The organism is Nocardia sp. CC213A, from assembly GCF_030766805.1.
GTDB classification, from domain to species: Bacteria; Actinomycetota; Actinomycetes; order Mycobacteriales; family Mycobacteriaceae; genus Nocardia; species Nocardia otitidiscaviarum.
The window spans coordinates 17,340-38,514 of the sequence record NZ_JASFXA010000032.1; the positions used below are offsets into that span (position 1 = coordinate 17,340).

General features: G+C 67.6%; 27 protein-coding genes and 1 tRNA gene. 13 read left to right on the top strand and 15 right to left on the bottom strand.

Annotated elements, in window-relative coordinates; translation table 11 throughout:
• Position 1: 1 nt before the first annotated feature.
• Positions 2–1,348 (top strand): hypothetical protein, encoded by a 1,347-nt coding sequence (locus QJS31_RS35530; RefSeq protein WP_306358863.1) that lies wholly within the window; start codon positions 2–4, stop codon positions 1,346–1,348.
• A complete protein-coding gene (locus QJS31_RS35535; protein ID WP_306358864.1) occupies positions 1,348–1,788 on the top strand; it encodes a hypothetical protein in 441 nt (146 codons plus the stop codon). The genes QJS31_RS35530 and QJS31_RS35535 overlap by 1 nt, the downstream gene beginning before the upstream one ends.
• A gap of 76 nt (positions 1,789–1,864) precedes the next feature.
• Here the strand turns inward: QJS31_RS35535 and QJS31_RS35540 are convergent, their stop codons facing one another.
• The 7 genes from QJS31_RS35540 to QJS31_RS35570 form a co-directional block, all read right to left on the bottom strand.
• Complete coding sequence (locus QJS31_RS35540) at positions 1,865–2,287, bottom strand: hypothetical protein (RefSeq protein WP_306358865.1); 423 nt, start codon at positions 2,285–2,287, stop codon at positions 1,865–1,867.
• Between the two features lie 89 nt (positions 2,288–2,376).
• Positions 2,377–2,832 carry a hypothetical protein gene (locus QJS31_RS35545; protein ID WP_306358866.1) on the bottom strand — a complete coding sequence of 152 codons (456 nt, stop codon included), beginning with the start codon at positions 2,830–2,832 and terminating at the stop codon, positions 2,377–2,379.
• Between the two features lie 9 nt (positions 2,833–2,841).
• The gene (locus QJS31_RS35550; protein ID WP_306358867.1) at positions 2,842–3,120 is read right to left on the bottom strand and encodes a hypothetical protein; all 279 of its coding nucleotides are present in this window, start codon (positions 3,118–3,120) and stop codon (positions 2,842–2,844) included.
• A 105-nt stretch (positions 3,121–3,225) separates the two neighbouring features.
• Positions 3,226–3,570 (bottom strand): hypothetical protein, encoded by a 345-nt coding sequence (locus tag QJS31_RS35555; protein ID WP_306358868.1) that lies wholly within the window; start codon positions 3,568–3,570, stop codon positions 3,226–3,228.
• Entirely contained in the window at positions 3,567–3,947 is a 381-nt protein-coding gene (locus QJS31_RS35560; protein ID WP_306358869.1) for a hypothetical protein, read from the bottom strand. Before QJS31_RS35560 ends, QJS31_RS35555 begins: the two co-directional genes overlap by 4 nt.
• Positions 3,944–4,162: a hypothetical protein gene (locus QJS31_RS35565; RefSeq protein WP_306358870.1), complete on the bottom strand. Its 219-nt coding sequence runs from the start codon at positions 4,160–4,162 to the stop codon at positions 3,944–3,946. Before QJS31_RS35565 ends, QJS31_RS35560 begins: the two co-directional genes overlap by 4 nt.
• Positions 4,159–4,335 (bottom strand): hypothetical protein, encoded by a 177-nt coding sequence (locus tag QJS31_RS35570; RefSeq protein ID WP_306358871.1) that lies wholly within the window; start codon positions 4,333–4,335, stop codon positions 4,159–4,161. Before QJS31_RS35570 ends, QJS31_RS35565 begins: the two co-directional genes overlap by 4 nt.
• 301 nt (positions 4,336–4,636) lie before the next feature.
• Here QJS31_RS35570 and QJS31_RS35575 point away from each other — a divergent pair, with 301 nt between their 5' ends.
• From QJS31_RS35575 to QJS31_RS35585, 3 genes are read left to right on the top strand one after another with little or no spacing between them, the layout of a single operon-like run.
• Positions 4,637–5,863, top strand: coding sequence for a hypothetical protein (locus QJS31_RS35575; RefSeq protein ID WP_306358872.1), 1,227 nt, complete (start codon positions 4,637–4,639; stop codon positions 5,861–5,863).
• Positions 5,860–6,546, top strand: coding sequence for a dihydrofolate reductase family protein (locus QJS31_RS35580; RefSeq protein WP_306358873.1), 687 nt, complete (start codon positions 5,860–5,862; stop codon positions 6,544–6,546). Before QJS31_RS35575 ends, QJS31_RS35580 begins: the two co-directional genes overlap by 4 nt.
• Positions 6,543–7,001, top strand: coding sequence for a deaminase (locus tag QJS31_RS35585; RefSeq protein WP_306358874.1), 459 nt, complete (start codon positions 6,543–6,545; stop codon positions 6,999–7,001). Before QJS31_RS35580 ends, QJS31_RS35585 begins: the two co-directional genes overlap by 4 nt.
• Here the strand turns inward: QJS31_RS35585 and QJS31_RS35590 are convergent.
• From QJS31_RS35590 to QJS31_RS35620, 7 genes are all read right to left on the bottom strand, one after another.
• A complete protein-coding gene (locus QJS31_RS35590; protein WP_306358875.1) occupies positions 6,996–7,295 on the bottom strand; it encodes a hypothetical protein in 300 nt (99 codons plus the stop codon). The two genes, QJS31_RS35585 and QJS31_RS35590, sit on opposite strands and share 6 nt — an antisense overlap.
• A gap of 643 nt (positions 7,296–7,938) precedes the next feature.
• On the bottom strand, positions 7,939–8,103 hold the full coding sequence (locus tag QJS31_RS35595) for a hypothetical protein (protein WP_306358876.1): 165 nt from the start codon (positions 8,101–8,103) through the stop codon (positions 7,939–7,941).
• A complete protein-coding gene (locus QJS31_RS35600; RefSeq protein ID WP_306358877.1) occupies positions 8,100–8,621 on the bottom strand; it encodes a hypothetical protein in 522 nt (173 codons plus the stop codon). The genes QJS31_RS35595 and QJS31_RS35600 overlap by 4 nt, the downstream gene beginning before the upstream one ends.
• Positions 8,621–9,817, bottom strand: coding sequence for a site-specific integrase (locus QJS31_RS35605; RefSeq protein ID WP_306358878.1), 1,197 nt, complete (start codon positions 9,815–9,817; stop codon positions 8,621–8,623). The genes QJS31_RS35600 and QJS31_RS35605 overlap by 1 nt, the downstream gene beginning before the upstream one ends.
• 128 nt (positions 9,818–9,945) lie before the next feature.
• A tRNA-Ser gene (locus tag QJS31_RS35610) sits at positions 9,946–10,030 on the bottom strand.
• A 227-nt stretch (positions 10,031–10,257) separates the two neighbouring features.
• Positions 10,258–10,671: a MarR family winged helix-turn-helix transcriptional regulator gene (locus tag QJS31_RS35615; protein ID WP_306358885.1), complete on the bottom strand. Its 414-nt coding sequence runs from the start codon at positions 10,669–10,671 to the stop codon at positions 10,258–10,260.
• A 136-nt stretch (positions 10,672–10,807) separates the two neighbouring features.
• On the bottom strand, positions 10,808–11,983 hold the full coding sequence (locus QJS31_RS35620) for a lactate 2-monooxygenase (protein WP_306358879.1): 1,176 nt from the start codon (positions 11,981–11,983) through the stop codon (positions 10,808–10,810).
• 313 nt (positions 11,984–12,296) lie between these two features.
• Here QJS31_RS35620 and QJS31_RS35625 point away from each other — a divergent pair, with 313 nt between their 5' ends.
• Entirely contained in the window at positions 12,297–13,298 is a 1,002-nt protein-coding gene (locus tag QJS31_RS35625) for an NAD(P)H-quinone oxidoreductase (RefSeq protein WP_282785257.1), read from the top strand.
• 148 nt (positions 13,299–13,446) lie between these two features.
• On the opposite strand, the gene QJS31_RS35630 is transcribed toward QJS31_RS35625, so the two are convergent.
• Entirely contained in the window at positions 13,447–14,652 is a 1,206-nt protein-coding gene (locus tag QJS31_RS35630; RefSeq protein WP_282785256.1) for a cysteine desulfurase-like protein, read from the bottom strand.
• 110 nt (positions 14,653–14,762) lie between these two features.
• On the opposite strand from QJS31_RS35630, the gene QJS31_RS35635 reads away from it, so the two are divergent.
• From QJS31_RS35635 to QJS31_RS35665, 7 genes are all read left to right on the top strand, one after another.
• Entirely contained in the window at positions 14,763–15,359 is a 597-nt protein-coding gene (locus QJS31_RS35635) for a bacterial proteasome activator family protein (RefSeq protein ID WP_306358880.1), read from the top strand.
• A 273-nt stretch (positions 15,360–15,632) separates the two neighbouring features.
• Positions 15,633–16,466 carry an ABC transporter permease gene (locus tag QJS31_RS35640; RefSeq protein WP_372341734.1) on the top strand — a complete coding sequence of 278 codons (834 nt, stop codon included), beginning with the start codon at positions 15,633–15,635 and terminating at the stop codon, positions 16,464–16,466.
• A 4-nt stretch (positions 16,467–16,470) separates the two neighbouring features.
• Entirely contained in the window at positions 16,471–17,292 is an 822-nt protein-coding gene (locus QJS31_RS35645) for an ABC transporter ATP-binding protein (protein WP_029930376.1), read from the top strand.
• A complete protein-coding gene (locus tag QJS31_RS35650; protein WP_143983263.1) occupies positions 17,289–18,215 on the top strand; it encodes a glycosyltransferase in 927 nt (308 codons plus the stop codon). The genes QJS31_RS35645 and QJS31_RS35650 overlap by 4 nt, the downstream gene beginning before the upstream one ends.
• Positions 18,216–18,430: 215 nt before the next feature.
• Positions 18,431–19,570 carry a ribosome small subunit-dependent GTPase A gene (gene rsgA / locus QJS31_RS35655; RefSeq protein ID WP_372341731.1) on the top strand — a complete coding sequence of 380 codons (1,140 nt, stop codon included), beginning with the start codon at positions 18,431–18,433 and terminating at the stop codon, positions 19,568–19,570.
• Between the two features lie 197 nt (positions 19,571–19,767).
• Positions 19,768–20,616, top strand: a complete 849-nt coding sequence (locus QJS31_RS35660) for an NAD(P)-dependent oxidoreductase (protein ID WP_282781616.1) — start codon at positions 19,768–19,770, stop codon at positions 20,614–20,616.
• A 91-nt stretch (positions 20,617–20,707) separates the two neighbouring features.
• Positions 20,708–21,163, top strand: a complete 456-nt coding sequence (locus QJS31_RS35665; protein ID WP_282781614.1) for a hypothetical protein — start codon at positions 20,708–20,710, stop codon at positions 21,161–21,163.
• The last annotated feature ends 12 nt before the right edge of the window (positions 21,164–21,175 follow it).

Here is a 21,175-nt window from a genome sequence, read left to right on the forward strand (position 1 = left end):
CATGGCCGAGCTCGCGCCCCTGAAGTACGGGAAGGTCGTCGGCCGGTTCCTCGCCAATGTCGCCGACGGCCCCGACGTCGGCGATCTGCCCGAGTTCCCGCCGCTGACCGGCACGGTGACCTTCACCGCCGAAGTGCCCAAGGTGCTCGTCGCGACCGGACAGCCTGACCCGGCGACGTATGTGCAGCTGCCCAAGCACTACGAGTGCCAGCTCGACGAGTTCGGCTATCTCACCTGGCGCGGTGCCCGCGGCATCCGGCTCGTCTCACCGAGCGCGGACACCAACCCCGCCGACTGGACGTGGCGGGTCGAGTTCACCCTCACCTACGACGGCGAGGCGGTGCCGATCGCGCCGTTCAGTTTCACCGTGCCCGAGTACGTTCCGGGCCCGGACCCGCAGGCTCCCGATACCGGGTCGGTCGGCCTGGTCGACCTCACGCTCGTCTCGCCGGTGCCGAGCTCGCCCGGTAACGCGATCGTGCGCGGCGAGCGCGGCGAAGGGCTCCAGATCGACGGCATCGCCGACACCTACGCCGCATTGCCCGCGCCGCCGCCCCAAGGTGACGGCGCACAGTACGTCGTCGCCGCCGACGGGCTGCTCTACCTCTACGACGCCGACACGACCAGCTGGACACCCGACGGGCAGGGCATCGTCATCCGCGGCCCGGCCGGTACGACCGACTGGGCGGGCATCACCGGCAAGCCCGCGACGTTCCCGCCCGCCGCGCACACGCACGTCGCCGTCGATATCAGCGACTCGTCGACCATCGGCCGGTCCGTGCTCACCGCGGTCGACGCGCCCGCGGTCCGGACCGCCATCGGCGCGGTCGGCACCTCGCGCCAGATCAGCGCGGGCACCGGCCTGACCGGCGGCGGCAACCTGACCACCGACCGAACACTGTCGGTGGTCTACGGCAACAGCGCCGACACCGCGTGCGAGGGCGACGACCCACGCCTGTCAGACCCGCGCACGCCGACCGCCGCCGACCAGGTCTACGACTTCGCGTTCGTCGCCCAGACCGGCACCCGCGCCACCGGACCCGGCAACGTCGTCCCCCAGGGCGTGAAACTGCGCCGCAACATCCGCATCAGCGAGGTCACCTACCGCGGCAACACGGCCGACGGGTCCGGCTCGCTCGCGGTCGAGTTGCGCCGCAACGGTGCCCAACTCGGCGGCAGCAATCTGTCGATCGCGGTCGCCGACCAAACCGCGGGCGGCGCGAACGCGACCGCCACCGGCCCGTGGGACCTCGACGCCGGGGACGTCCTCACCGTGCACGTGACCGGCGTCGGCGGCACACCCGGGCAATACCTCATCGCCGATATCGAGGCGGTGACCCGCCCGTGATGACCTTCACCGGCGGCGGCCGAATCCCGTTCCTTCCCTCCCGGATGACCAAGAACGGCGACTGGGGCACCCTCGGCACCAGCTTCTACCCAGTCGAGAGCTGGACCGCCGACACGGTGGGCTATCCAGGGTCGAGCCTGAGCGGACACGGCCTGGTGGTCCAAGGATCGAACGCCGCCGCCGCGATCCGATTCGACGCGCTGGTATACAACGGCAACACCTCCTACGTCGACTGCACACTGCGCCTGCTCGTCAACGCCACACCAGTAGCGACAGGAACACCCCAGTCCATCGACCCGTTCGGCGGCACCACCACCGCCACCGTGACCATCACGACCGCAGTCAACGCTGGCGATGCCATCACCGTGGAAGCAAAAGCCAACGTCTCCGGCTGGCTCACCATCAAAACCGGTACAGGCACCTTCGTCCGCATCACCTGAACCACACACCAGACCGCGAGAATCGCCCCCGACCGGACTATCCGGTCGGGGGCGATTTCGTCGTGTCGGGGCTAAATCACTTCGGACACTGAATGCCGTCCCAGACCTCGAACTCGCTGGTCCCCGGATCGAGACCGACTTGCAGCTTTCCGAGCTGGCCGATGGCGAACCGGCCGCGAGCAAGACGGTTGTCGACCGAGTCCGAGCCGTTCGTTGAACAGTGGATCTCGACGAAATAGCCTCCGTCCGCGAGATTCTCGTTGCTAGAGACGACGTCGTCGAACACCTTGCGCAGATCGCCGCTGTCGTCGAAATCGACAACGGCCGTGATCACGTCGCGTTCGCGGCTGGACGTATATTCCGGCACATCCTCACCACCGCCCGCGACCATGCCGATCACGGTCGCGAGCACAAGCACCGCGACGACCGCGGCAAAACCGATCAGGATCCGCTGATTGGTTTGGCGACGGCGCGCCATCTGTTCATCGGGAGAAGACACAGAGAAACCCCTTGCTGAGTTGATGTCGTTTCACGATCGCGGGGCGAGCGAGCGCCGTTAATAGAAGACCGGCCGGATGGCACGAAATGTCATGCAGACGGACCGGATTGCCGACGCTCGATCATCGCCGTGAACTCGTCGGCCATCGGCCCGCTGATCTCATAGGACACCGCGGCCGGTGCCGAAGGTCCGACGCCCGGCGGTGTCGGTCCGGGTACCCATTCGGTGACGTGGTCGCGGAGCTCCGGATACGACAATGCGGCGGTGTCGCCTTGCAGTTCGGGTGTCAGCATCTCGCCGTGTGCGTCGCGGACGACGCCCATGCGGTGCATGTCGCGCGTGAGCCGCGGCTTGCCGACGCGCGGCCACCAGATCGGCGGATACTCGTCGCGCTCGAGGAGCGCAGCGAACACGTCGGCGTCCGAGACGACGTTACGGCCATGCTCGGCGGCGATGCGCGCCGCAGCCCGGAGCAGCGGCACCAGCGATGGTGATGCCCCGTCGATCGTTACCCGGCATTCGAAGTGTTCGCTGCGCTCGGTCATGACGTGAGCCTAGGCCCCGACCTCGAGGCCGACGCAGGTAATCGCGACCGGAGCACCGGCAACGGTGGCGACGTGCGGCCCGAATACCTGCAAGCCGCCGTAGATCGGATCATCCCGGCAGATGCAGACCGCCTTGCTCGGATCTATCGGATCGAGGGTGAAGTCGACCCAACCCCCGGCACCTTCGCAATCCTGAGGCGAGACGGCACCGGCCGGACCAGCCGTGAGCATGAGGGCCGCGAACGTCGCGGCGACAATCAGGAAGACGCGAATTAACTTGTGTAACACGGTATTTCCTCGTATCTAGTTGTTGTTCATTTCTTCCGCTCGCCCCGGATCAGGGCAGGAGGTATCGGGCCGAGAGCACGCTGCCTCGACTGTGGGTGTGAGTGATCAGCTGTCGAGTCCGAGAAGTTCGCGGTACGGGCGGCGCGGCAGATTGTGGCCGTCGAGGGAATAGACATCCGTTCGTGAGCGAGTGATCGCCTCGATACCGGTCACGTGCGCCAGAGTGGGCACGATGAGCGCGGTGGCCTCGGAATGGGTGTGGGCCATCAGGAACTCGCTGTAGGCGCTGTCGCCGGGTAGGACGAGCAGCACCGACACATGCGGCCACCTTGGACGACGGCGGGGGAAACGCCAACCGCGTTGTTCGACGTAGGCGGCGATGGCCAGCGTGTCGGCGCGGGGGTCGTCGCTGTAGTCGCAGTGGATCAGCCCGAGCGCGACGCGGCTCACCGGGGCCGCCCCGAGTCCGAACGCTCCGCGACCTCGATCAGGCCAGGCCGCGGCACATAGCCCTCATAACCCTCGTAGGCGTATGTGCGGACGTCACCAGGGCCGCCGACGATGATGTCGGCGACGCCGGTCAGGGCACGCGCGTAGTCGCCGAGGTCGTCACCGTGCAGCGCGAAAACCGCGGATGCGGAATGGATGTGGACCTGCTCCAGCGCGGTGAATATCCAGCTGGGATCGTCGCGCCGCCACCGGACGACGGCCTTGACGAAGCACCCGTGCACCTCGGCCAAAGCGGCCAGGTCGGGCTCCACATCTGCTGTTGCCGCGCGGTCGAGGCATACCAAGCCGATGCCGATGCCGGAAAGTTGTCGGGTCACCGGGTCCGCCCCGAATCCGGCACGAGCTTGCCCTGCTCGCGCAACATCTGGTGCGCGACAGTCTTTGTGACGCACACACCGACCTCGCACTCGATGTGCACCTGCATCGCCTTGTGTGGATCACTCTGCGCCCATTGAGGGTTCGTACACGAGAGCATCACGCGCACGGTGACCGCGTCGGCGTCCTCGGGGACGTTGGCCAAACCCATCGTCACCACCGCCCACCTACCGTAAAGGCCGCGCGCGGGCTCTCGCGCTCGAGGCGCGCCCGGATCTCGGCGACAGTGGGGCCGCGGTGGTGACGCGCGGGTACGGCGCGATCGGCCGCGGTCGCGACGCCGACCAAGAGGAGTAGCGCAATCACCATGATTGCGAGGATGATTTCCATGTCGGGTGCCTCCAGCTCCCTGGAACGGATGGAGTGCACCCGGCGCCAGAGGTCTGTCGGTGAGGGGCATCAGCGCCGCCTGGCACCGGGGCACCTTCGAGCGTCTCGCCTGAGCGCTAGTGATGGGAGTCACGCAGCTGCTACGTTCGGTGCACGTTCGGTGTATGCGATGCAGGCGGACAGGGGCGAGCCGATGAACACCGTGTCTCGGTGGACTGGCAAGGAAACAAGGCGACTGCGCGACGCGTTGCGACTTACGCAGCCACAATTCGCGGAGAGAGCGCACATCTCCGTCGAGGTGGTGAAGAAGTGGGAGCGCCGGAAGGACACGCAGACGCTAACGCCCTACTACGCGGCGGAGATGGATCGTCTACTGAGTGAAACGCAGCGTGACGATCCGGCTGCCGCCGAACGCTTTTGGGCGCTCGACCAGAGCGTAGCGACTACCGTCGAAATCGGTACCTGTACGGCAGCTACCACGCCGGACATACTGGACACGGGCGATGATCTTGTGTTGATATCGGCCCGGACACTGACGGGAGAGGTCGTATTCGTGTCGCTACCTCGACGGACACTCATGCTCGGCATGGGGGCCGGTGCGCTGGCCGCCGCTGTCGGCGCTCAGCCGATCGCAGCCCTGGCAAACGCCCCCATCGACCACGTAGATCACTTTCGGCGACTCCGGCTGAACCTGATCGACTCCGACAACATGTACGGAGCACGTAGCGTGCTCCCGTTCATCTCCGACAACATCGGCATCATGAACCAGCTCCGGCAGGCTGGAATCGGCCCTGGCGTCGAGTTGCTGCGGATGCAGACCCTCTACGCCGAACTCGCCGCCTGGCTTAACCAAGATCTGCGGACCTGGAATGACGCCCAGTACTGGACCGATCGCACGCTCGAGTGGTCGCACATGCTTGGCGACCCCTACTACGTCGCGGCCGCGCTCATCCGCAAAGCGCAGATCGCCAACGACCGCGGCGACGGTGCCGACGCCGTCGAACTGGCGGGCGCGGCCGAGCGAGCCGCGCCAGCGGGAACGCGATTCGGTGCAGTCGCCGAGACCTTCGCCGGGTGGGGAGCGGCGCTCGTCGGCGACCGCGAACGGTCTGACCGGTCATTCGATCGCGCCCGCGCGCTGGCCGCCGACGCCAACGCTGACCCGTCCTGGGGCTTGTTCCTCGACAGCGCCTATATCGACGTGCACCAGGCCCACGCGCTCGCGTTGCTCGGCGACCACGCCCGCGCCATCGCCATGTTCGACGCGGCCATCGCGACAATGCAGACCGGCTACACCCGCGACAAGGGCGTCTACCTGGCTCGGCAGTCGATGGCGTACGCGTCAAGCGGCGAGATCGAGGGCGCGGCGAGTACCGGACACCTCGCCTTGCAGATTGGCGTGAGCACCGGATCTCACCGGATCCTCGACACGATCCGCCAAGTCGACAAGATGATCGACCCGACGAGCAAGCAGCCCGCCGTGGTCGAACTCCGTGATTCGATGCAGCGCTGGAAGGTCGCGGTGTGACCCGGCCGTACGTGCAGCTCTCGGTCGCCGCCAGCCTCGACGGCTACATCGACGACACCAGCCCCGACCGGCTCATGCTGTCCAACACAGCGGATTTCGACCGCGTCGATCAGCTCCGCGCGGACTCCGACGCGATCCTCGTCGGCGCGGAAACCCTACGGCGCGACAACCCGCGATTGATCGTGAAGGACGAGCAACGCCGCGCTGCCCGCGTCGCCGAGGGCAAGCCGTCGACGCCGGTGAAAGTGACCGTGACGGCGAGCGGCGACCTCGACCCGGACCTGAAGGTCTGGCATCACGGCGTCGACCGCACACCGATCGTGTACAGCGCAGCGACAGGAGCAGAGAAGGCGCGCCAGCGGCTCGGCGATCTCGCCGACGTTGTTGCGCTGGGCGACGACATCGAATTCGCCGATCTGCTCGACGATCTCGGCGGCCGCGGCATCGCCCGGCTCATGGTGGAGGGCGGCGGCCACATCCACACCGCATTCCTCGCGGCCGGACTCGTCGACGAGCTGCTGCTCGCCGTCGCGCCGATTCTGGTGGGGGACGCTGGCGCACCGAAATTCGTCCACCCCGCCCGATTCCCTGGAGGGCCGACGCGCCGAATGCGTCTGGTCGACACCACCCAGCTCGGGGACGTCGCCGTTCTACGGTATCGACCGAAGGAGATCAGCCAGTGACCGAACTCGATCACGCCCGCTGGATGAACCAGGCAATCGACCTCGCCAAACTCTGCCCCCAGGCCGAGGGCGCGTACGCTGTCGGTGCCGTCATCGTCGGCGAGGACGGTCAGGTCATCTCGACCGGCTACTCGCGCGAGACCGACCCCAAGGTCCATGCGGAGGAATCGGCCCTCGACAAGCTCGCCGACGACGACCCGCGACTGCGCACTGCCACGATCTACAGCACGCTCGAACCATGCTCGGAGCGCGCCACCAAGACCCGCCAGCCTTGCACCGACCGCATCCTGCGCGCAGGAATCCCGACGGTCGTCATCGCCTGGCGCGAACCGAGCCTGTTCGTCGCAGACTGTGTCGGCGTCGAGAAGCTGCAACAAGAAGGCGTCACCGTGATCGAACTGCCGGAACTCGCGGACGCCGCGATGGCGATGAACCGGCACCTCGATCTCTCATAGCCGGTCGTCGTCGACCCGCAGCGGCTCATAGTCATCGTCCTCGTCGTCGACTGCGGCCGCCTCGCGGTAGAGGACACGCAGCCGCGCGATGAGCGAGTCGAGCGACTCGCCCGGCACATGCCCGATACCGTCCAGTACGGCGACGACCGAGGCGATGATCTCGGCCGCCGGCGGGTGTCGCAGCGTCGCGCGCACTGCGGCAACGACATCCCGCTCGCCCGCAGCCCGCGCCGCGACGACGACCCGCAGCAGCTCGCGCTGCTGCGGGCTGGGGAACTGGTCGATATCACTCATTCGGTGCCCCGGATCCCGGCGTGCCGGGAGTCGAATGCCGTGTGGTTACACCCGGGAGCGGGCGGCGGCCAGCAGATCACCGCACCGCACTCGCGACAATCGTATGTCCGGTGCCCGCCGCTGACCGTGGTGCAAGCTTGCCAGCCGACCAGCGTTCGACCACCGCCGAGCGGATGCCCGGCCGGACAGACCTCGGGTGCGAGCTCGGCGTATCGGCCATCGAGCATCGGCCGGAGCGGGCGACGACGATTCGACAGCATGTGCGAATACTATGCGGTCTGTATCGGACGATTCAGCAGACAGAATGTGCGGACTCTGCGGCGAGAGGCCGGTCGGCCCCGGCGGCCAGATGTGCCCGGAGTGCCGCGCGCGGGTCGAGAAGCAGAATCGAGAGAACCCATATCCGTTGGTGCCGAAGTCGCCCTAGCCGCGCGCCCATCCGCGCAGTTGCGCGACCGCCGACCGGCTCGGCCTCGCTGCCACCCAGGCGCGCCAAGCGCGAATCTCAGTGGCATACGCCTCGGCGTATCGGTCGACATCGGATTTGCGGCGCGGACGGCGACGTGTGGTGGTCATGAATGACCTGACGCACCGCACCGACACATGGTTCCTCAGGGCGGCGCGTCGCAGTCGTTATTCGCGTCTACCGAGCTACTCGTCTTCCATCGACGAAGAGCTGCACCGTGCCCCCGCGGCGCGCCAGCCATTCGGCGAGCGGGCCCAACTGCCACATGTGGACGTCGAGGGCGTCCACGACCAGCTGCCGATCCCTGGTCGCACAGTCGACACGGATGCACACCTCGCTCATCGCACACTCTCCAGATGTCGACCACCGGCGGCCAGCTCGTCCAGCCACTCGAGCGCACCACGCCAATCCAGGCCCGCCCGTCGGCTGAGTGTGTCGATAGCCGCTGCCGTCCCGGACGTCGCCGCGAGTGCCTGCAACGCCCGGCCGCGCCGCTGCCACGCCTCGTCGGCCTGCTCCGGATAAGCGGCGGATGCGTGGGCCTCGTGCAGGGACCATCCGCTGAGGAACGGGATCTCGTGCGGGGCGGCGTCGAGCCACAGCAACAGGGCGACCATCTCGCCGACCGAGCTGGAGCCGCGGGTGTATCGCAGATCCGCAGACGCGATGCCGGGAAGTCTCGCTGCCAGTCGAGCGACGTGGGCGCGCATGTCGGCGGTCGTCGGGCCGTCACACCATTCGACATGCCAGCCGCCCCACGCGTCGCGCCGCGTGCCGTGGTAGCCGAGACGAACATCGACGCCGGTGCGTTCGGTGAGGGCGCGGGCCAGCTGCGACGCCTGCCGTGACCGCGTCGCCATCAGGCTGCCTGCCCGTCAACGACGGTCAGTTGCGCCGTCCCTTCGTCCGACGGCTGCTTCGTCGGAGGTGGGTCGCTGGCGACTCCCCCGCTGAGCATGGCCGAGACGGCCGCAGCAGCGACCTTGCCCGAGCGGCGATCGAGATGGCCGTACCGGTCGACGGTGGTGGTGATGCTCTCGTGCCCCAGGTGCTCCTGGATGATCACCAGGTTCACGCCCGCGCTGATCATCCACGACGCGCAGGTGTGACGCAGGTCGTGGATGCGTGGCGTCTTTCCGTTGATCGCGTCGCACGCTCGCGCGACTGCGGGCTTCCATACGTTGTGGTAGAAGGACCCGTTTCCTACGTGTTTGCCGCGAGTGTTGAGGAACAGGAACTCATTGGGTTTGCGCCCCGCGAGTTCGAGTTCGTCCATCACTTCCGGCGGAAGGTTGATCGTGCGAATACTCTTCTTCGTCTTGGGAATGCCGATCTGCCAGCGCGACTCGCCCTTCTGGCGGGTGTCCTTCCATGCCCTGCTGATTCGGCAGGTGCTCGTGCGCTGGTTGATATCTTTCACGCGCAGCGCCGTCGCCTCGCTGAACCGCGCACCCGAGCACACGAGAAACATCGTGAGAGGTCGCCATCGTGTTGGGATTTCGGCGAGCAGCGCCTTGAACTCCTCGGGCTCGAGGAACGTCATCACCTCGGCGCTGTGGCGCGGAAGATTGGTGTACTCACAGGGATTCGCAACGATGATGTTCTTTCGCACGGCGGCGGCCATGGCGGCGTAGAGGAACCCGTGCTTGTTGGCGATGGTCTTTCCCGCGGCACCGGCGGCGACCTGCCCTTGCACCCATTTGCCGATGACGGCGTCGTCCACAGCGGGCAGTGGCAACTCGGTGATGTCCTCTCCGAAGTCATTTCGGACGATCGCCTGGTATCGGTTGATGCCTCCGGGCTCGACACCGGTGAGACCGTCGATGTAGGTGGCGAGCCACTGGCCCAGTGTCGGCGTGCCGAGGGCGACAGCGTCGTGGATGGCGTCGATGATGTCGAGCGCCTTGTCTGGGCCGACTTTGTCGACCAGGTCTTGGAACTTCAGTGCCTCACCGATGTCGTCGAACGAGCGGGAGGATTGAGTGCCGTTGTGCCGGAACAGGATGGAGTGGTAGGCAGTGCCGTCCTTGCGGACGCGAGTGCGGATGCTGGACAAGGGACAACCTCATCGGATCGGTCGGACAGGAGCGCCGACATCCCCTCAGATGTCCGTTCTGTTGACCGCTGGTGTTGACGTGCAGGCAGATCCCGGTCAAAAACCGGCCTTTACCTGCATCGCAGTAGCGGAAGCGGAGGGATTTGAACCCCCGGTCGCTCTCACGACGCTCGCTTTCAAGGCGAGTGCATTAGGCCGCTCTGCCACGCTTCCAGGGCACCGATATTAGCAGTGCTGGGTTCGATTGCCCTCCGCTGCGCTGCGGGCTGGCTTCGCGGCGCTGGAGGTCTCGGTTCTTCCCTCCCTCCGCTCCCCCGCTTCGCTCCTCCGCTCCACTCAGTCCAGAACCGAGACGCGCCGCAAAGCCCTGAGCGTTGATCACGTGGAGGCGGGTGAGGGTCGGCTGACGTGGAGTGGGCGGCCGCCGACCGATTGGGCGGTTACGGGGGTGGTCGGTTGTCGAGGGCGCGGTTGATAAGGGCGAAGGCGGCGGCCACGGCTTCCAGTTGCTGGGGGGTGAGGAGGTCGATGAAGTCGCGGTGGACGGCGTCGACGTGGCCGGGGGCGGCGGCGCGCAGGCGGCGCATGCCCTCCTCGGTGAGGTGGGCGCGGACGCCGCGGCCGTCCTCCTCGGCGGAGGTGCGGCGCACCATGTGCTGGGCTTCCATGCGGCGGATCTGGTGGGTGAGGCGGCTGCGGGAGGACAGCACGCCGTCGGCCAGGTCGCTCATCCGCATGGCGCGGCCGGGAGCCTCGGACAGTTTCACCAGGATGCGGTAATCGGCCAGGGATAGTCTGCTGTCGGCCAGCAGCTGCCGGTTGAGTTCGGCCATGAGGCGCTGCGAGCCTTCCATATAGGCCCGCCACGCACGCTGCTGCGCCGGGGTGAGCCACCTCGGTTCGGTCGCTGTGCGACCCCCGGGACCGTCGACCACCGGCTCATTGTATTCCGGCGCTCCGGCCGGTCTGGGTGCTGCCGAGCGCATGGTCTCAGCGGAAGGAGGAGATCATGGTGCGGGACAGGTCGCCGACCGACGTGCAGCCCGAAAGCCCCATGGCCGCATCGAAATCCGCGAGCAGGCAGCGCAGCGCGTGGCGGACGCCGTCGGCTCCCGCGATGCCGAGGCCGTACGCCCACGGCCGCCCGTGCAGGACTGCCTTCGCGCCCAGCGCCAGCGCGACCATGACATCGGACCCGGTGCGGATTCCGGAGTCGAAGAGCACGTCGGCCCGGTCGCCGACGGTGGCGACAATGGTCGGCAGCGCATCGAGGGCGGCGACCGCGCCGTCCACCTGGCGGCCGCCGTGATTGCTGACGATCACGCCGTCCGCTCCGGCGTCCACGCATTGGCGGGCATCGTCGGGGTGCAGGACGCCCTTCACCGCGATCGGCAGCTCGGTCCATTCGCGCAGGTGGCCGATATCGGCGGGCCGCAGGGCGTGATTGCCGAACAGTCCGGCCCAGGTGAGGATGGCATTGCGCATGGCGTCCTCGCCTTCCTCGGGCGCGGCGGCGAGCCGGGACCGGAAGACCGGATCGGACAGATAGTTGGCGATGCCCTTGCCGTGCAGGAACGGCAGATGCCCGTGCTCGAGGTCGCGCGGCCGCCACCCGAGCGCGGGGGTGTCGACGGTGACCACGATGGCCTTGGCTCCGGCCTTCTCGGCGCGCTCGACGAAGGAGCGGGCGAGTTCGGGATCGTTCGGCCAGTACAGCTGGTACCACCAGTCGCCCGCCCGCTCGCCCACCTCTTCGATGGTGGAAGAGGCGGCGGTGGACAGCACCATGCCGATGCCCAGCTCCCGGGTCACGTCGGCGACCACGGTCTCACCGCGCTCGTGCAGCAGCCCGAGCACGCCGATCGGCGCGGTCAGCACGGGCGCGGCGAAGCGGGTGCCGAGCACCTCCACCGACAGGTCACGAACACCGGGACCGGTGGCCCCGCGCAGCATGCGCGGCAGCAGCCGGTATTTGTCGAAGGCGGCGAGATTGGCGGCGGCGGTGCGTTCCGCCGAGGCACTGCCCGCCACATAGGCGAACGCCGCGGGGTCGAGCACCTCCCGGGCGCGTGCTTCCAGTCCGGCCGCGGTCATCGGTAGTGCGGGGACGGTACCGCCGAGGCCCTGAAAGTAGATCTCGAACTGGAAGTCGACGAAACTGCTCATTCACGAGACGCTAGTGGTTTGGACCACACCGTGCGTCGACGTCGGAAAACCTTGCGGAAATTCGGTTCTCCGACCGCAGGATCAGCGGCGGCGCACCCGTACCAGGGCGCGCGACGAGGTACCGGCCAGCGGTGCGGACACGGCCATCATGAGCAGCATCCCGAACATGGCCAGCGTGACGATGAATCCCACCATGGGAACTCCTTTCTCGAGCTGCGGGTCCCAGCCTGCCGGTGGAAGCTGACAGGATGCTGTGCGCTGCCCGAGCGCTGGATGGGAATCCGGCATCGGCAGGCGTCGTAGGCTCGCTGGTATGTACGCGGTGACTCTGGACGGATTCGGCGGGCCCGAGGTCATGCGGTGGGCGGAGGTTGCGGACCCGCCCGCGCCGGGGCCGGGCGAGGTCGCGATCGAGGTGGTGGCCGCCGGGGTCAACCGCGCCGATCTGCTCCAGCGGCAGGGGTTCTACCCGCCACCGCCGGGAGCCAGCGACATCATCGGCCTGGAATGCTCCGGCGTGGTCGCGGAAGTCGGTGCGGGAGTGCGGGATCCGCGCCCCGGCGACCGGGTGTGCGCGCTGCTGTCCGGCGGCGGGTACGCCGAGCGCGTGGTGGTGCCCGCGACGCAGGTGTTGCCGGTGCCGGCGGAGCTGGATCTGGCCGCCGCGGCGGCGCTGCCGGAGGTCGCGGCCACGGTGTGGTCGAATCTGGTCATGCGGGCCGGGCTGCACGCCGGGCAGTTGCTGCTGATTCACGGTGGCGGCAGCGGAATCGGGACGCACGCCATTCAGGTGGCGGTGAGCCGCGGGGCGCGGGTGGCGGTGACCGCCGGTTCGCGGTTGAAACTGGACGCCTGCGCGGAATTGGGCGCGAGCATTCTCATCAATTACCGGGAACAGGATTTCGTGGAGGTGCTGCGGGCGGAGGGTTCCGGCGCGGACATCATTCTCGACGTGATGGGCGCGGCCTATCTGTCCCGCAATGTCGACGCCCTGGCCGAGGACGGGCAGCTGGTGGTCATCGGCATGCAGGGCGGCGTGAAAGCGGAGCTGAATCTGGGCGCGCTGCTGGGCAAGCGCGGCACCATCCACGCCACCAATCTGCGCCGCCGCCCCGCCACCGGGCGCGGCTCCAAGGCCGAGATCATCGCCGAATTGCGGCAGCACCTGTGGCCCCTGGTCGCCGACGGGACGGTGACGCCGGTCGTGCACGCCGAGCTGCCGGTGACCGAGGTCGGCGAAGCCCACCGGCTGCTGGACTCCGATAAAACGGTGGGCAAGGTCATCCTCGCGATCGGCGCGAACCCACAGCGCTGAGCGGACCCGCGTCTTGTCGGCGCGAAGATACGCCGGTGCGGCTCGCCGGAGATGGCATGGCACAACCGACGCGTCGCCGATGGCACTTATGCGCGGATGGCACGTATAGGCCGATGACGTCATCCGGCCGGGCTGGCCGCCCCGGGGGCTAGGTGTCGAGCGCCGCGAGCGCCCGGCCCAGCTGGTCGATCTCGAATCTGGTGGTGTACGGGGCCAGGCCGATGGTGACCGCGCCGCCTTCGTCGTTGACGCCGAGGGCGTCGAGCAGGCGGCTGCCGCCGTGTGACCCGCTCAGGGTGCCGATGCGCGCGTCGGCCAGTGTGGCCGAGACCTTCTCGGCCTGCATGCCCGCGATGGTGAACGACACCGTGGGGATGCGGGTGGAGGCGCGGCCGATGACGGTGAGGTTGGGAATGGTGTCCAGGGTTTCCATGAGGTGCTCGAAGAGCTGGTCGTGGTAATCCTGTAGGGAGGTGATCGACATCTCGAGGCGTTCGCGGCGGGTGCCGGTGGCGCGCTCGTCCAGGCCGGCCAGGTAGTCGATGGAGGTGGTCAGCCCGGCGAGCAGGGCGTACTGGTGGCCGCCGACCTCCAGCCGTTCCGCACCCTTGGCGTAGGGGTTGAGCGACATGGAGGGGATGCGGTCCAGAAAGGCCGGGTCGCGGAACACCAGCGCGCCGATCTGCGGGCCGCCCCACGCCGGGGCGCTCAGCGCGACGACGTCGGCATTCAGTTCGTCGATGTCGATGAGCGCGTACGGCGCCGCGCCGAAGCAGTCGGCGACCAGCAGGCCGCCCACCTCGTGCACCCGGTCGGCCGCCACCCGCACCGCCGGGGCCGAGCCCACGATCGGCGACGCCGCGGTCAGGGCGACAAGGCGGGCGGTGGGTCCGATCAGCTCCTCGAACTGCCACGCGGGCATTTCGCAGGTCTCGATCTCCACTTCCGCCCAGCGCACGTGCGCGCCATACCGATTCGCGATCCGCAGCCACGGCGCGACATTGGCCTCGTCGTCCAGACGCGACAGCACGATCCCGGTGCCCAGACCCAGCCGGGAACTCAGCGACTCGGCCAGCCAGGCCAGCAGCACCGCCCGGTCGGGGCCGAGCACCACACCCGCCGGATCGCCGCCGACCAGGTCCGCGACCGCCTCGCGGGCGGCCTCCAGGATGGCGGCGCTGCGCTTGGCGGCGCCGTGCCGGTTGGTGTGCGAGAAGGCGGAGGTCCGGAAACCTGTTGATACGGCCCGCGATACCGAATCCGGGACCAGCATGCCGGCTTGCGGGTCGAGATGGATCCAGCCGTCGCCCAGGGACGGTATGAGGCCCCGCACCCTTGCGACGTCGTAAGTCATGCAGGCCACTCTAAAGGCAGTTGCCAGACCGGCGTAACCGTGTTGCTGTGTTCGACTCCCGTCGGCGGGTGCCTTAGCGCGTTCGACCGGGAGACGGCAGGATAGGGAATATGACGCAATCGGACGGGACACCGGATTCCATTGTCGTGATTGGTCCCGAGGGCCGACCGTTGATCATTCCGGCGAGCGCGCAATCGGGTTCGACCGGCGACGAAGCGCTCACCGGCGATGTGATGGGCGACGACAAAACCGGCGAATCCGACGAAAAAGAAGAGTCGCTCGCGGATATGGTCGAGCAGCCCGCCAAGGTCATGCGCATCGGGACCATGATCAAACAGCTACTCGAGGAGGTCCGGCACGCCCCGCTGGACGACGCCAGCCGCACCCGCCTGGCCGAGATCCACCGCACCTCCATCCGGGAACTGGAGCAGGGCCTCGCGCCGGAGCTGCGCGACGAGCTGGAACGCCTGGCCCTCCCCTTCAGCGACGAGACCGTCCCCTCGGACGCCGAGCTCCGCATCGCCCAGGCCCAACTGGTCGGCTGGCTCGAGGGCCTCTTCCACGGCATCCAAACCGCCCTCTTCGCCCAACAGATGGCCGCCCGAGCCCAACTGGAGCAAATGCGCCAACTCCCCCCGGGCACCCACACCCCCGACCCCCGCCACCCCGGCGGCGGCGTAACCGGCGGCAGCGGGCAGTACCTCTGACCTGAACTCACCGGCGGGTGGGAGCGCCCGCGCTCCCACCCGCCCGACACCAGCACCCACTGCGTCGAATGTGACAACTGATCTCGCACGATGCGGGTAACTCCCCGGGTACGCCCAGCATCGGCTCGGCACCCAACGCGGGCACGGATGCACAACAGCCAACGGCTGACAGCCGCCCGCTGAAGATTCGGGGAGGCGGTACAGTCAGGTGCTGTGCCTGCTGCTGCTCCCACCGACTCGGCGACGCTCGAGGCGCCCACCGCCGACTCCCCGGTGCCGCTAGTGTCGGACTCCCAGTCGTTCCGCCGTGCGTTCAAGGACTTCCGCCAGGGCTTCTCCCAGCGCGAGTTGTGGCTGTCGCTCGGCTGGCAGGACATCAAGCAGCGCTACCGCAGATCGGTGCTCGGGCCGTTCTGGATCACCATCGCCACCGGGTTGCAGGCGGCGGCCATGGGCATCCTCTATTCGACCCTGTTGGATCAGCCGCTGCGCGAGTATCTGCCGTATGTGACGGTCGGCCTGATCGTGTGGGGTGTGATCTCGGCGAGCATCCTCGAGGGCTCGGATGTGTTCATCGCCAACGAGGGGCTGATCAAGCAGTTGCCCTCGGCGTTGAGCGTGCACGTCTACCGCCTGGTGTGGCGGCAGTTCCTCTTCTTCATCCACAATGCCGGGATCTACGTCCTGATGCTGGTGCTGTTCGGCGTGTGGCGGAATCTGGACTGGACCGTCCTGCTGGCGATTCCGGGAATCCTGCTGCTGTTCCTGAACGCCATGTGGGTGACCATCTTCTTCGGCATCTTCAGCACCCGCTACCGCGATATCGCGCCGATCCTGGGCAGCACCACGCTCATGCTGTTCGTGCTCACCCCGGTCATGTGGACCACCAAGGCGCTGCACGATCAGGGCGGCGCGGTGAGCGAGCGCGCGAAACTGGTCGAGCTGGTGCCGACGTATCACTACCTGGAGATCGTGCGCGCCCCGCTGCTGGGCGATCCGATCTATCTGCGCAGCTGGATCGTGGTGTCGGCGATCACCCTCCTCGGCTGGGCGGTGGCGATACTGGCTATGAAGCAATTCCGTTCCCGCGTCCCGTACTGGGTGTGATGGCATGACCGAACATGTGAGTATCGAGACCCAGAACGCGTGGGTGGAGTTCCCGATCTTCGACGCCAAGTCGCGGTCGCTGAAGAAGGCGTTCCTCGGCAAGGCGGGCGGCGCGATCGGGCGCAACCAGTCCGATGTGGTGGTCGTGGAGGCGCTGCGCGACATCTCGCTGTCCTTGAAGGAGGGCGACAAGGTCGGTCTGGTCGGCCACAACGGTGCGGGCAAATCGACGTTGCTGCGGCTGCTTTCGGGCATCTACGAGCCGAGTCGCGGCACCGCGCGCATTCGCGGCCGCGTCGCGCCGGTCTTCGATCTGGGCGTGGGCATGGATCCGGAGATCTCCGGGTACGACAACATCATCATCCGCGGCCTGTTCCTCGGGCAGACCCGCAAGCAGATGCTCGCCAAGATCGACGAGATCGCCGAATTCACCGAGCTGGGTGACTATTTGGAGATGCCGCTGCGCACCTATTCCACCGGCATGCGGGTGCGCTTGGCTATGGGCGTGGTCACCTCCATCGACCCGGAAATCCTGCTGCTGGACGAGGGCATCGGCGCGGTCGACGCGGAATTCATGAAGAAGGCGCGGGTGCGCCTCCAAGAACTCGTTTCACGTTCGGGCATCCTGGTATTCGCCAGTCATTCGAACGAATTTCTTGCCCAGTTGTGCGATTCGGCATTGTGGATCGACCACGGGCATGTTCGGATGCACGGCGGAATCGAAGAAGTGGTGCGCGCCTACGAGGGCGACGAAGCCGGGGATCACGTGGCGCATGTGCTGCGTGAACTGCAACGCGAACGTGAGATGGAGCGAAATCCCGCATGACCGATCAGCATTCGCCGATCTACGACGGTGCCAGGATCATCGCGGTGGTGGTCACCCACAAGCGCCGCGAACTGCTCGCCGAGTCACTGAAGGTACTCAGCGCGCAGACTCGCCCCATCGATCACCTGATCGTGGTGGACAACGGCAACGAACCCGAGGTCGGCGAGCTGGTCCGGGAGCAGCCCATCGAGACCACCTATCTGGGCTCGGAACACAATCTGGGCGGCGCGGGCGGTTTCGCGCTGGGCATTCTGCACGCGCTCACCATGGGCGCGGACTGGGTGTGGCTGGCCGACGACGACGGTCGACCCGAGGGCCCGGAGGTGCTGGAGACGCTGTTCGACTGCGCGAAGCGGCACGGTCTGGTCGAGGTGTCGCCGGTGGTGGCCGATATCGACGAACCGGATCGGCTGGCCTTCCCGCTGCGGCGCGGCCTGGTGTGGCGGCGGCTGCGCTCCGAACTCGGCGAGGAGGATTTCCTGCCGGGCATCGCCTCGCTGTTCAATGGCGCGCTGGTCTCCGCGGAGGCCGTGGATGTGATCGGCGTGCCGGATCTGCGGCTGTTCGTGCGCGGTGACGAAGTGGAGGTGCATCGGCGGCTGGTGCGCTCCGGGCTGCCGTTCGGCACCTGCTTGCAGACCGCCTACCTGCATCCCAACGGGTCGGCGGAGTTCAAGCCGATTCTCGGTGGGCGCATGCACACCCAGTACCCGGACGATCCCGTGAAGCGGTACTTCACCTACCGCAATCGCGGGTATCTGATGTCACAGCCGGGGATGCGCAAGCTGCTGCCGCAGGAGGTGGCGCGGTTCGGGTGGTTCTTCCTGATCCAGCAGAAGGACCCGGCCGGACTCATGGAGTGGCTGCGGTTGCAGCGGCTGGGCCGCCGCGAACAGTTCCACAAGCCGACGCCGGAAAAATAGGTTGCGGCCGTCGCCCCGCCGCTGGCAGGGTGATGCCGTTCGTTGTCGGGCTCGCGGTCGGTGACCGCTCGAGGAGAGATGGGAGGTGGATACACGTGCGAACGACACCGCGGATTGTCGTGCCGGGGCGGGGTTTCGCCCGGTCGGTATCCATCTCCACTTGCCCGCACTGAGTCCCGGGAAGGGCTCGGTGCCCTATCGAGGACTCTCCCATCATGTCTGTGGTCGATTACGACCTGCTCATTCCCTACGGCTGGACTCCGGCCGTCGCCGCCGACTGCCTGCCGCTGCTCGGCGACACCCTCGTACCGGCCCGTGTGCTGCGCATGGAGCGCAGCGAATGCGAAGTGGCGGTACCGATTTCCGATACCCGACTGCCCGACCGGATGACGGCGGTGGTCGTGCGCGCCCGCTGCCCGCGCGCCGACTCCGAGGTGAGCGGGCTGTGCACCGGCGACTGGGTCGGGCTGGGCAGTGACTCCGGTGCGCGGCCGGATACCCGGCGGATGTTGAACGACGCGGTGGTGCGCATGCTGCTGCCGCGCCGCACCGCCATTGTGCGGGCGGCGGTATCGGGGCATTCGGATTCCCGGGCGCGGTCGGCCGATCAGGTGCTGGCGGCCAATGTGGACACCGTGCTCATCTGTTCGCCCGCCGACGGCGATGTGGATCTCGGGCGGATCGAGCGTCTGCTCGCGCTGGCCTGGGAATCCGGGGCGCAACCGGTGGTGGTGTTGACCAAAGCCGATGCGGCCGTATCCGTTCCGCTGGAGCAGGTGCGGGCGGTCGCGCCGGGGGCGACGGTGCTGAGCGTCAGCGCGTCGACGGGACTGGGAATGGATGTGCTCGTGTCGGTGCTGACCGGCACGGTCGCGCTCATCGGTCCGTCCGGAGCCGGAAAATCCACGCTCGCCAACGCACTGCTGGGCGCGGAGGTGTTCACCACCGATGCCGTGCGCGCGAACGACAAGCGGGGGCGGCACACCACGGTGCACCGGGAGCTGCGCCCGCTGCCCGGCGGGGGCGCGCTGATCGATACGCCCGGATTGCGCTCGGTCGGCCTGTGGGATGCGAGCGCGGGTATCGGCCGCACCTTCAGTGATATCGAATCCCTCGCCGCGGCTTGCCGTTTCAGCGACTGCGCGCACGAACGGGAGCCCGGGTGCGCGGTTCGGGAGGCCCTCGATTCGGGTGCGCTGCCGCAGCGCCGCTTCGACAGCTACCGCAAGCTCTCGCGGGAGAACGAGTGGATGGCGGCGCGGACCGATCACCGGCTGCGGGCCGAGCGCACGAAGGTTCGGCGGGATATCGCCAAACAGCAGCGGCGCATGTACAGGGACCGCGGCCACCACTGAGGGCGAGAACCGCGACGGTCGGCGGGGGCGCCGCCGACCGTCCGATCTTTCGGCGTCGGGCGCGCGATCGCTATGCACCTAGTTGCATATAGACCGACCGTCGCTTAGTGTCCGATTCGGCAGGTTTTCACCCCGTTCGCGTGCCGACGCGCGGATGATCGAAACGGGGCGAAGGCAGACGAACAGGAGTGGTACCCATGACAGACGCTGCGAAGCCGCTGGCGGGCAAGACCATGATCATGTCGGGTGGCAGCCGCGGGATCGGACTGGAGATCGCCCGGCGGGCGGCGGCGGACGGGGCGAACATCACGCTCATCGCCAAGACCGATACGCCGCATCCGAAGCTGCCGGGCACCATCCACACCGCGGCGGCCGAGTTGGAGCAGGCGGGTGGCCAGGTACTCAAGTTCGTCGGCGACGTCCGCGACGACGAGGCGGTGGCCGAGGCGGTCCAGCTCACCACGCAGCGCTTCGGCGGCATCGACATGGTGGTCAACAATGCATCGGCCATCGACCTGTCGCCCACCGAGGTGCTGCCCATGAAGAAGTACGACCTCATGCAGGACATCAACTGCCGAGGCAGCTTCCTGCTCGCCAAACTCTGCATCCCGGCGCTGAAGGATTCCGCCGCGGCGGGCCGCAACCCGCACATCCTCACCCTGTCCCCGCCGCTCAACCTGGACCCGAAATGGGCGGGCGGTTCGCTCGGCTACACCATCGCCAAATACGGCATGTCGCTCACCACGCTGGGATTGGCCGAGGAACTGCGCAAGTACGGCATCGGCGTGAACTCGCTGTGGCCGCGCACCACCATCGCCACCGCGGCGGTGCAGAACCTGCTCGGCGGAGAACAGATGATCGCCACCTCCCGTACCCCGGACATCTACGCCGACGCGGCCTATCTGGTACTCACCTCTCCGGCCAAGGACACCAGCGGCAATTTCTTCATCGACGACGAGGTGCTGGCGGCACACGGGGTCACCGATCTGGACAAATACCGGGTGGTGCCGGGCGATGGGCCGTTGACCACGGACCTCTTCCTGTGAACGAAACAGCTTGCGGCGCTGCGTAACTGAAATGATCTTCGCCCGATAAACCTTCGGTACGAAAGTTTTCACACCGAAGGAGGTAAATCCTATGGGGCAGAGACGTTTTCTCATCGGGATCGGCACCGCCACACTGTTCGCGGGTGCTGTCGCCATGACGGCACCCGCGGCGACCGCTCAGGAACTCGCGCCGGGCATCTCCTGCGACGGTTTCACCTGTCGCAACGACACCGACGACACGTACCGGATCGACTCGGTCGCGACCTGCGGGGTAGGCGGCAACACGATCTACGACAGTGTGCCGGTATCCACCTATGTATCGCCCCGCGCGACGGTGGACGTGCAGGTGAACTGCCCGGCCTTCACCGAGCCGGGCAGTTGGGAGTCGCAGCCGCCGACGACGCGGCTGGACGGGACCGTGGACGTGCCACCGCCCGTATTCGAGCCGGGTCGCCCGGTGCCGACGTTCGCGCAGACCATCCGTCACGACCACGCCGAGGTCGACAACGATCCGCCCGCCTCGGGCCCCAGCGGCTCCGCCGGCTGATCGAGACGGCCC

Excerpts from the sequence above, each read along its gene's own strand:
- QJS31_RS35530 (WP_306358863.1), top strand. The coding sequence starts at position 2 with ATGGCCGAGCTCGCGCCCCTGAAGTACGGGAAGGTCGTCGGCCGGTTC.
- QJS31_RS35535 (WP_306358864.1), top strand. The coding sequence starts at position 1,348 with ATGACCTTCACCGGCGGCGGCCGAATCCCGTTCCTTCCCTCCCGGATG.
- QJS31_RS35545 (WP_306358866.1), bottom strand. The coding sequence starts at position 2,832 with ATGACCGAGCGCAGCGAACACTTCGAATGCCGGGTAACGATCGACGGG.
- QJS31_RS35570 (WP_306358871.1), bottom strand. The coding sequence starts at position 4,335 with ATGGAAATCATCCTCGCAATCATGGTGATTGCGCTACTCCTCTTGGTC.
- QJS31_RS35590 (WP_306358875.1), bottom strand. The coding sequence starts at position 7,295 with ATGAGTGATATCGACCAGTTCCCCAGCCCGCAGCAGCGCGAGCTGCTG.
- QJS31_RS35595 (WP_306358876.1), bottom strand. The coding sequence starts at position 8,103 with ATGAGCGAGGTGTGCATCCGTGTCGACTGTGCGACCAGGGATCGGCAG.
- QJS31_RS35600 (WP_306358877.1), bottom strand. The coding sequence starts at position 8,621 with ATGGCGACGCGGTCACGGCAGGCGTCGCAGCTGGCCCGCGCCCTCACC.
- QJS31_RS35615 (WP_306358885.1), bottom strand. The coding sequence starts at position 10,671 with ATGGAAGGCTCGCAGCGCCTCATGGCCGAACTCAACCGGCAGCTGCTG.
- QJS31_RS35620 (WP_306358879.1), bottom strand. The coding sequence starts at position 11,983 with ATGAGCAGTTTCGTCGACTTCCAGTTCGAGATCTACTTTCAGGGCCTC.
- QJS31_RS35625 (WP_282785257.1), top strand. The coding sequence starts at position 12,297 with ATGTACGCGGTGACTCTGGACGGATTCGGCGGGCCCGAGGTCATGCGG.
- QJS31_RS35630 (WP_282785256.1), bottom strand. The coding sequence starts at position 14,652 with ATGACTTACGACGTCGCAAGGGTGCGGGGCCTCATACCGTCCCTGGGC.
- QJS31_RS35635 (WP_306358880.1), top strand. The coding sequence starts at position 14,763 with ATGACGCAATCGGACGGGACACCGGATTCCATTGTCGTGATTGGTCCC.
- QJS31_RS35645 (WP_029930376.1), top strand. The coding sequence starts at position 16,471 with ATGACCGAACATGTGAGTATCGAGACCCAGAACGCGTGGGTGGAGTTC.
- QJS31_RS35650 (WP_143983263.1), top strand. The coding sequence starts at position 17,289 with ATGACCGATCAGCATTCGCCGATCTACGACGGTGCCAGGATCATCGCG.
- rsgA (WP_372341731.1), top strand. The coding sequence starts at position 18,431 with ATGTCTGTGGTCGATTACGACCTGCTCATTCCCTACGGCTGGACTCCG.
- QJS31_RS35660 (WP_282781616.1), top strand. The coding sequence starts at position 19,768 with ATGACAGACGCTGCGAAGCCGCTGGCGGGCAAGACCATGATCATGTCG.
- QJS31_RS35665 (WP_282781614.1), top strand. The coding sequence starts at position 20,708 with ATGGGGCAGAGACGTTTTCTCATCGGGATCGGCACCGCCACACTGTTC.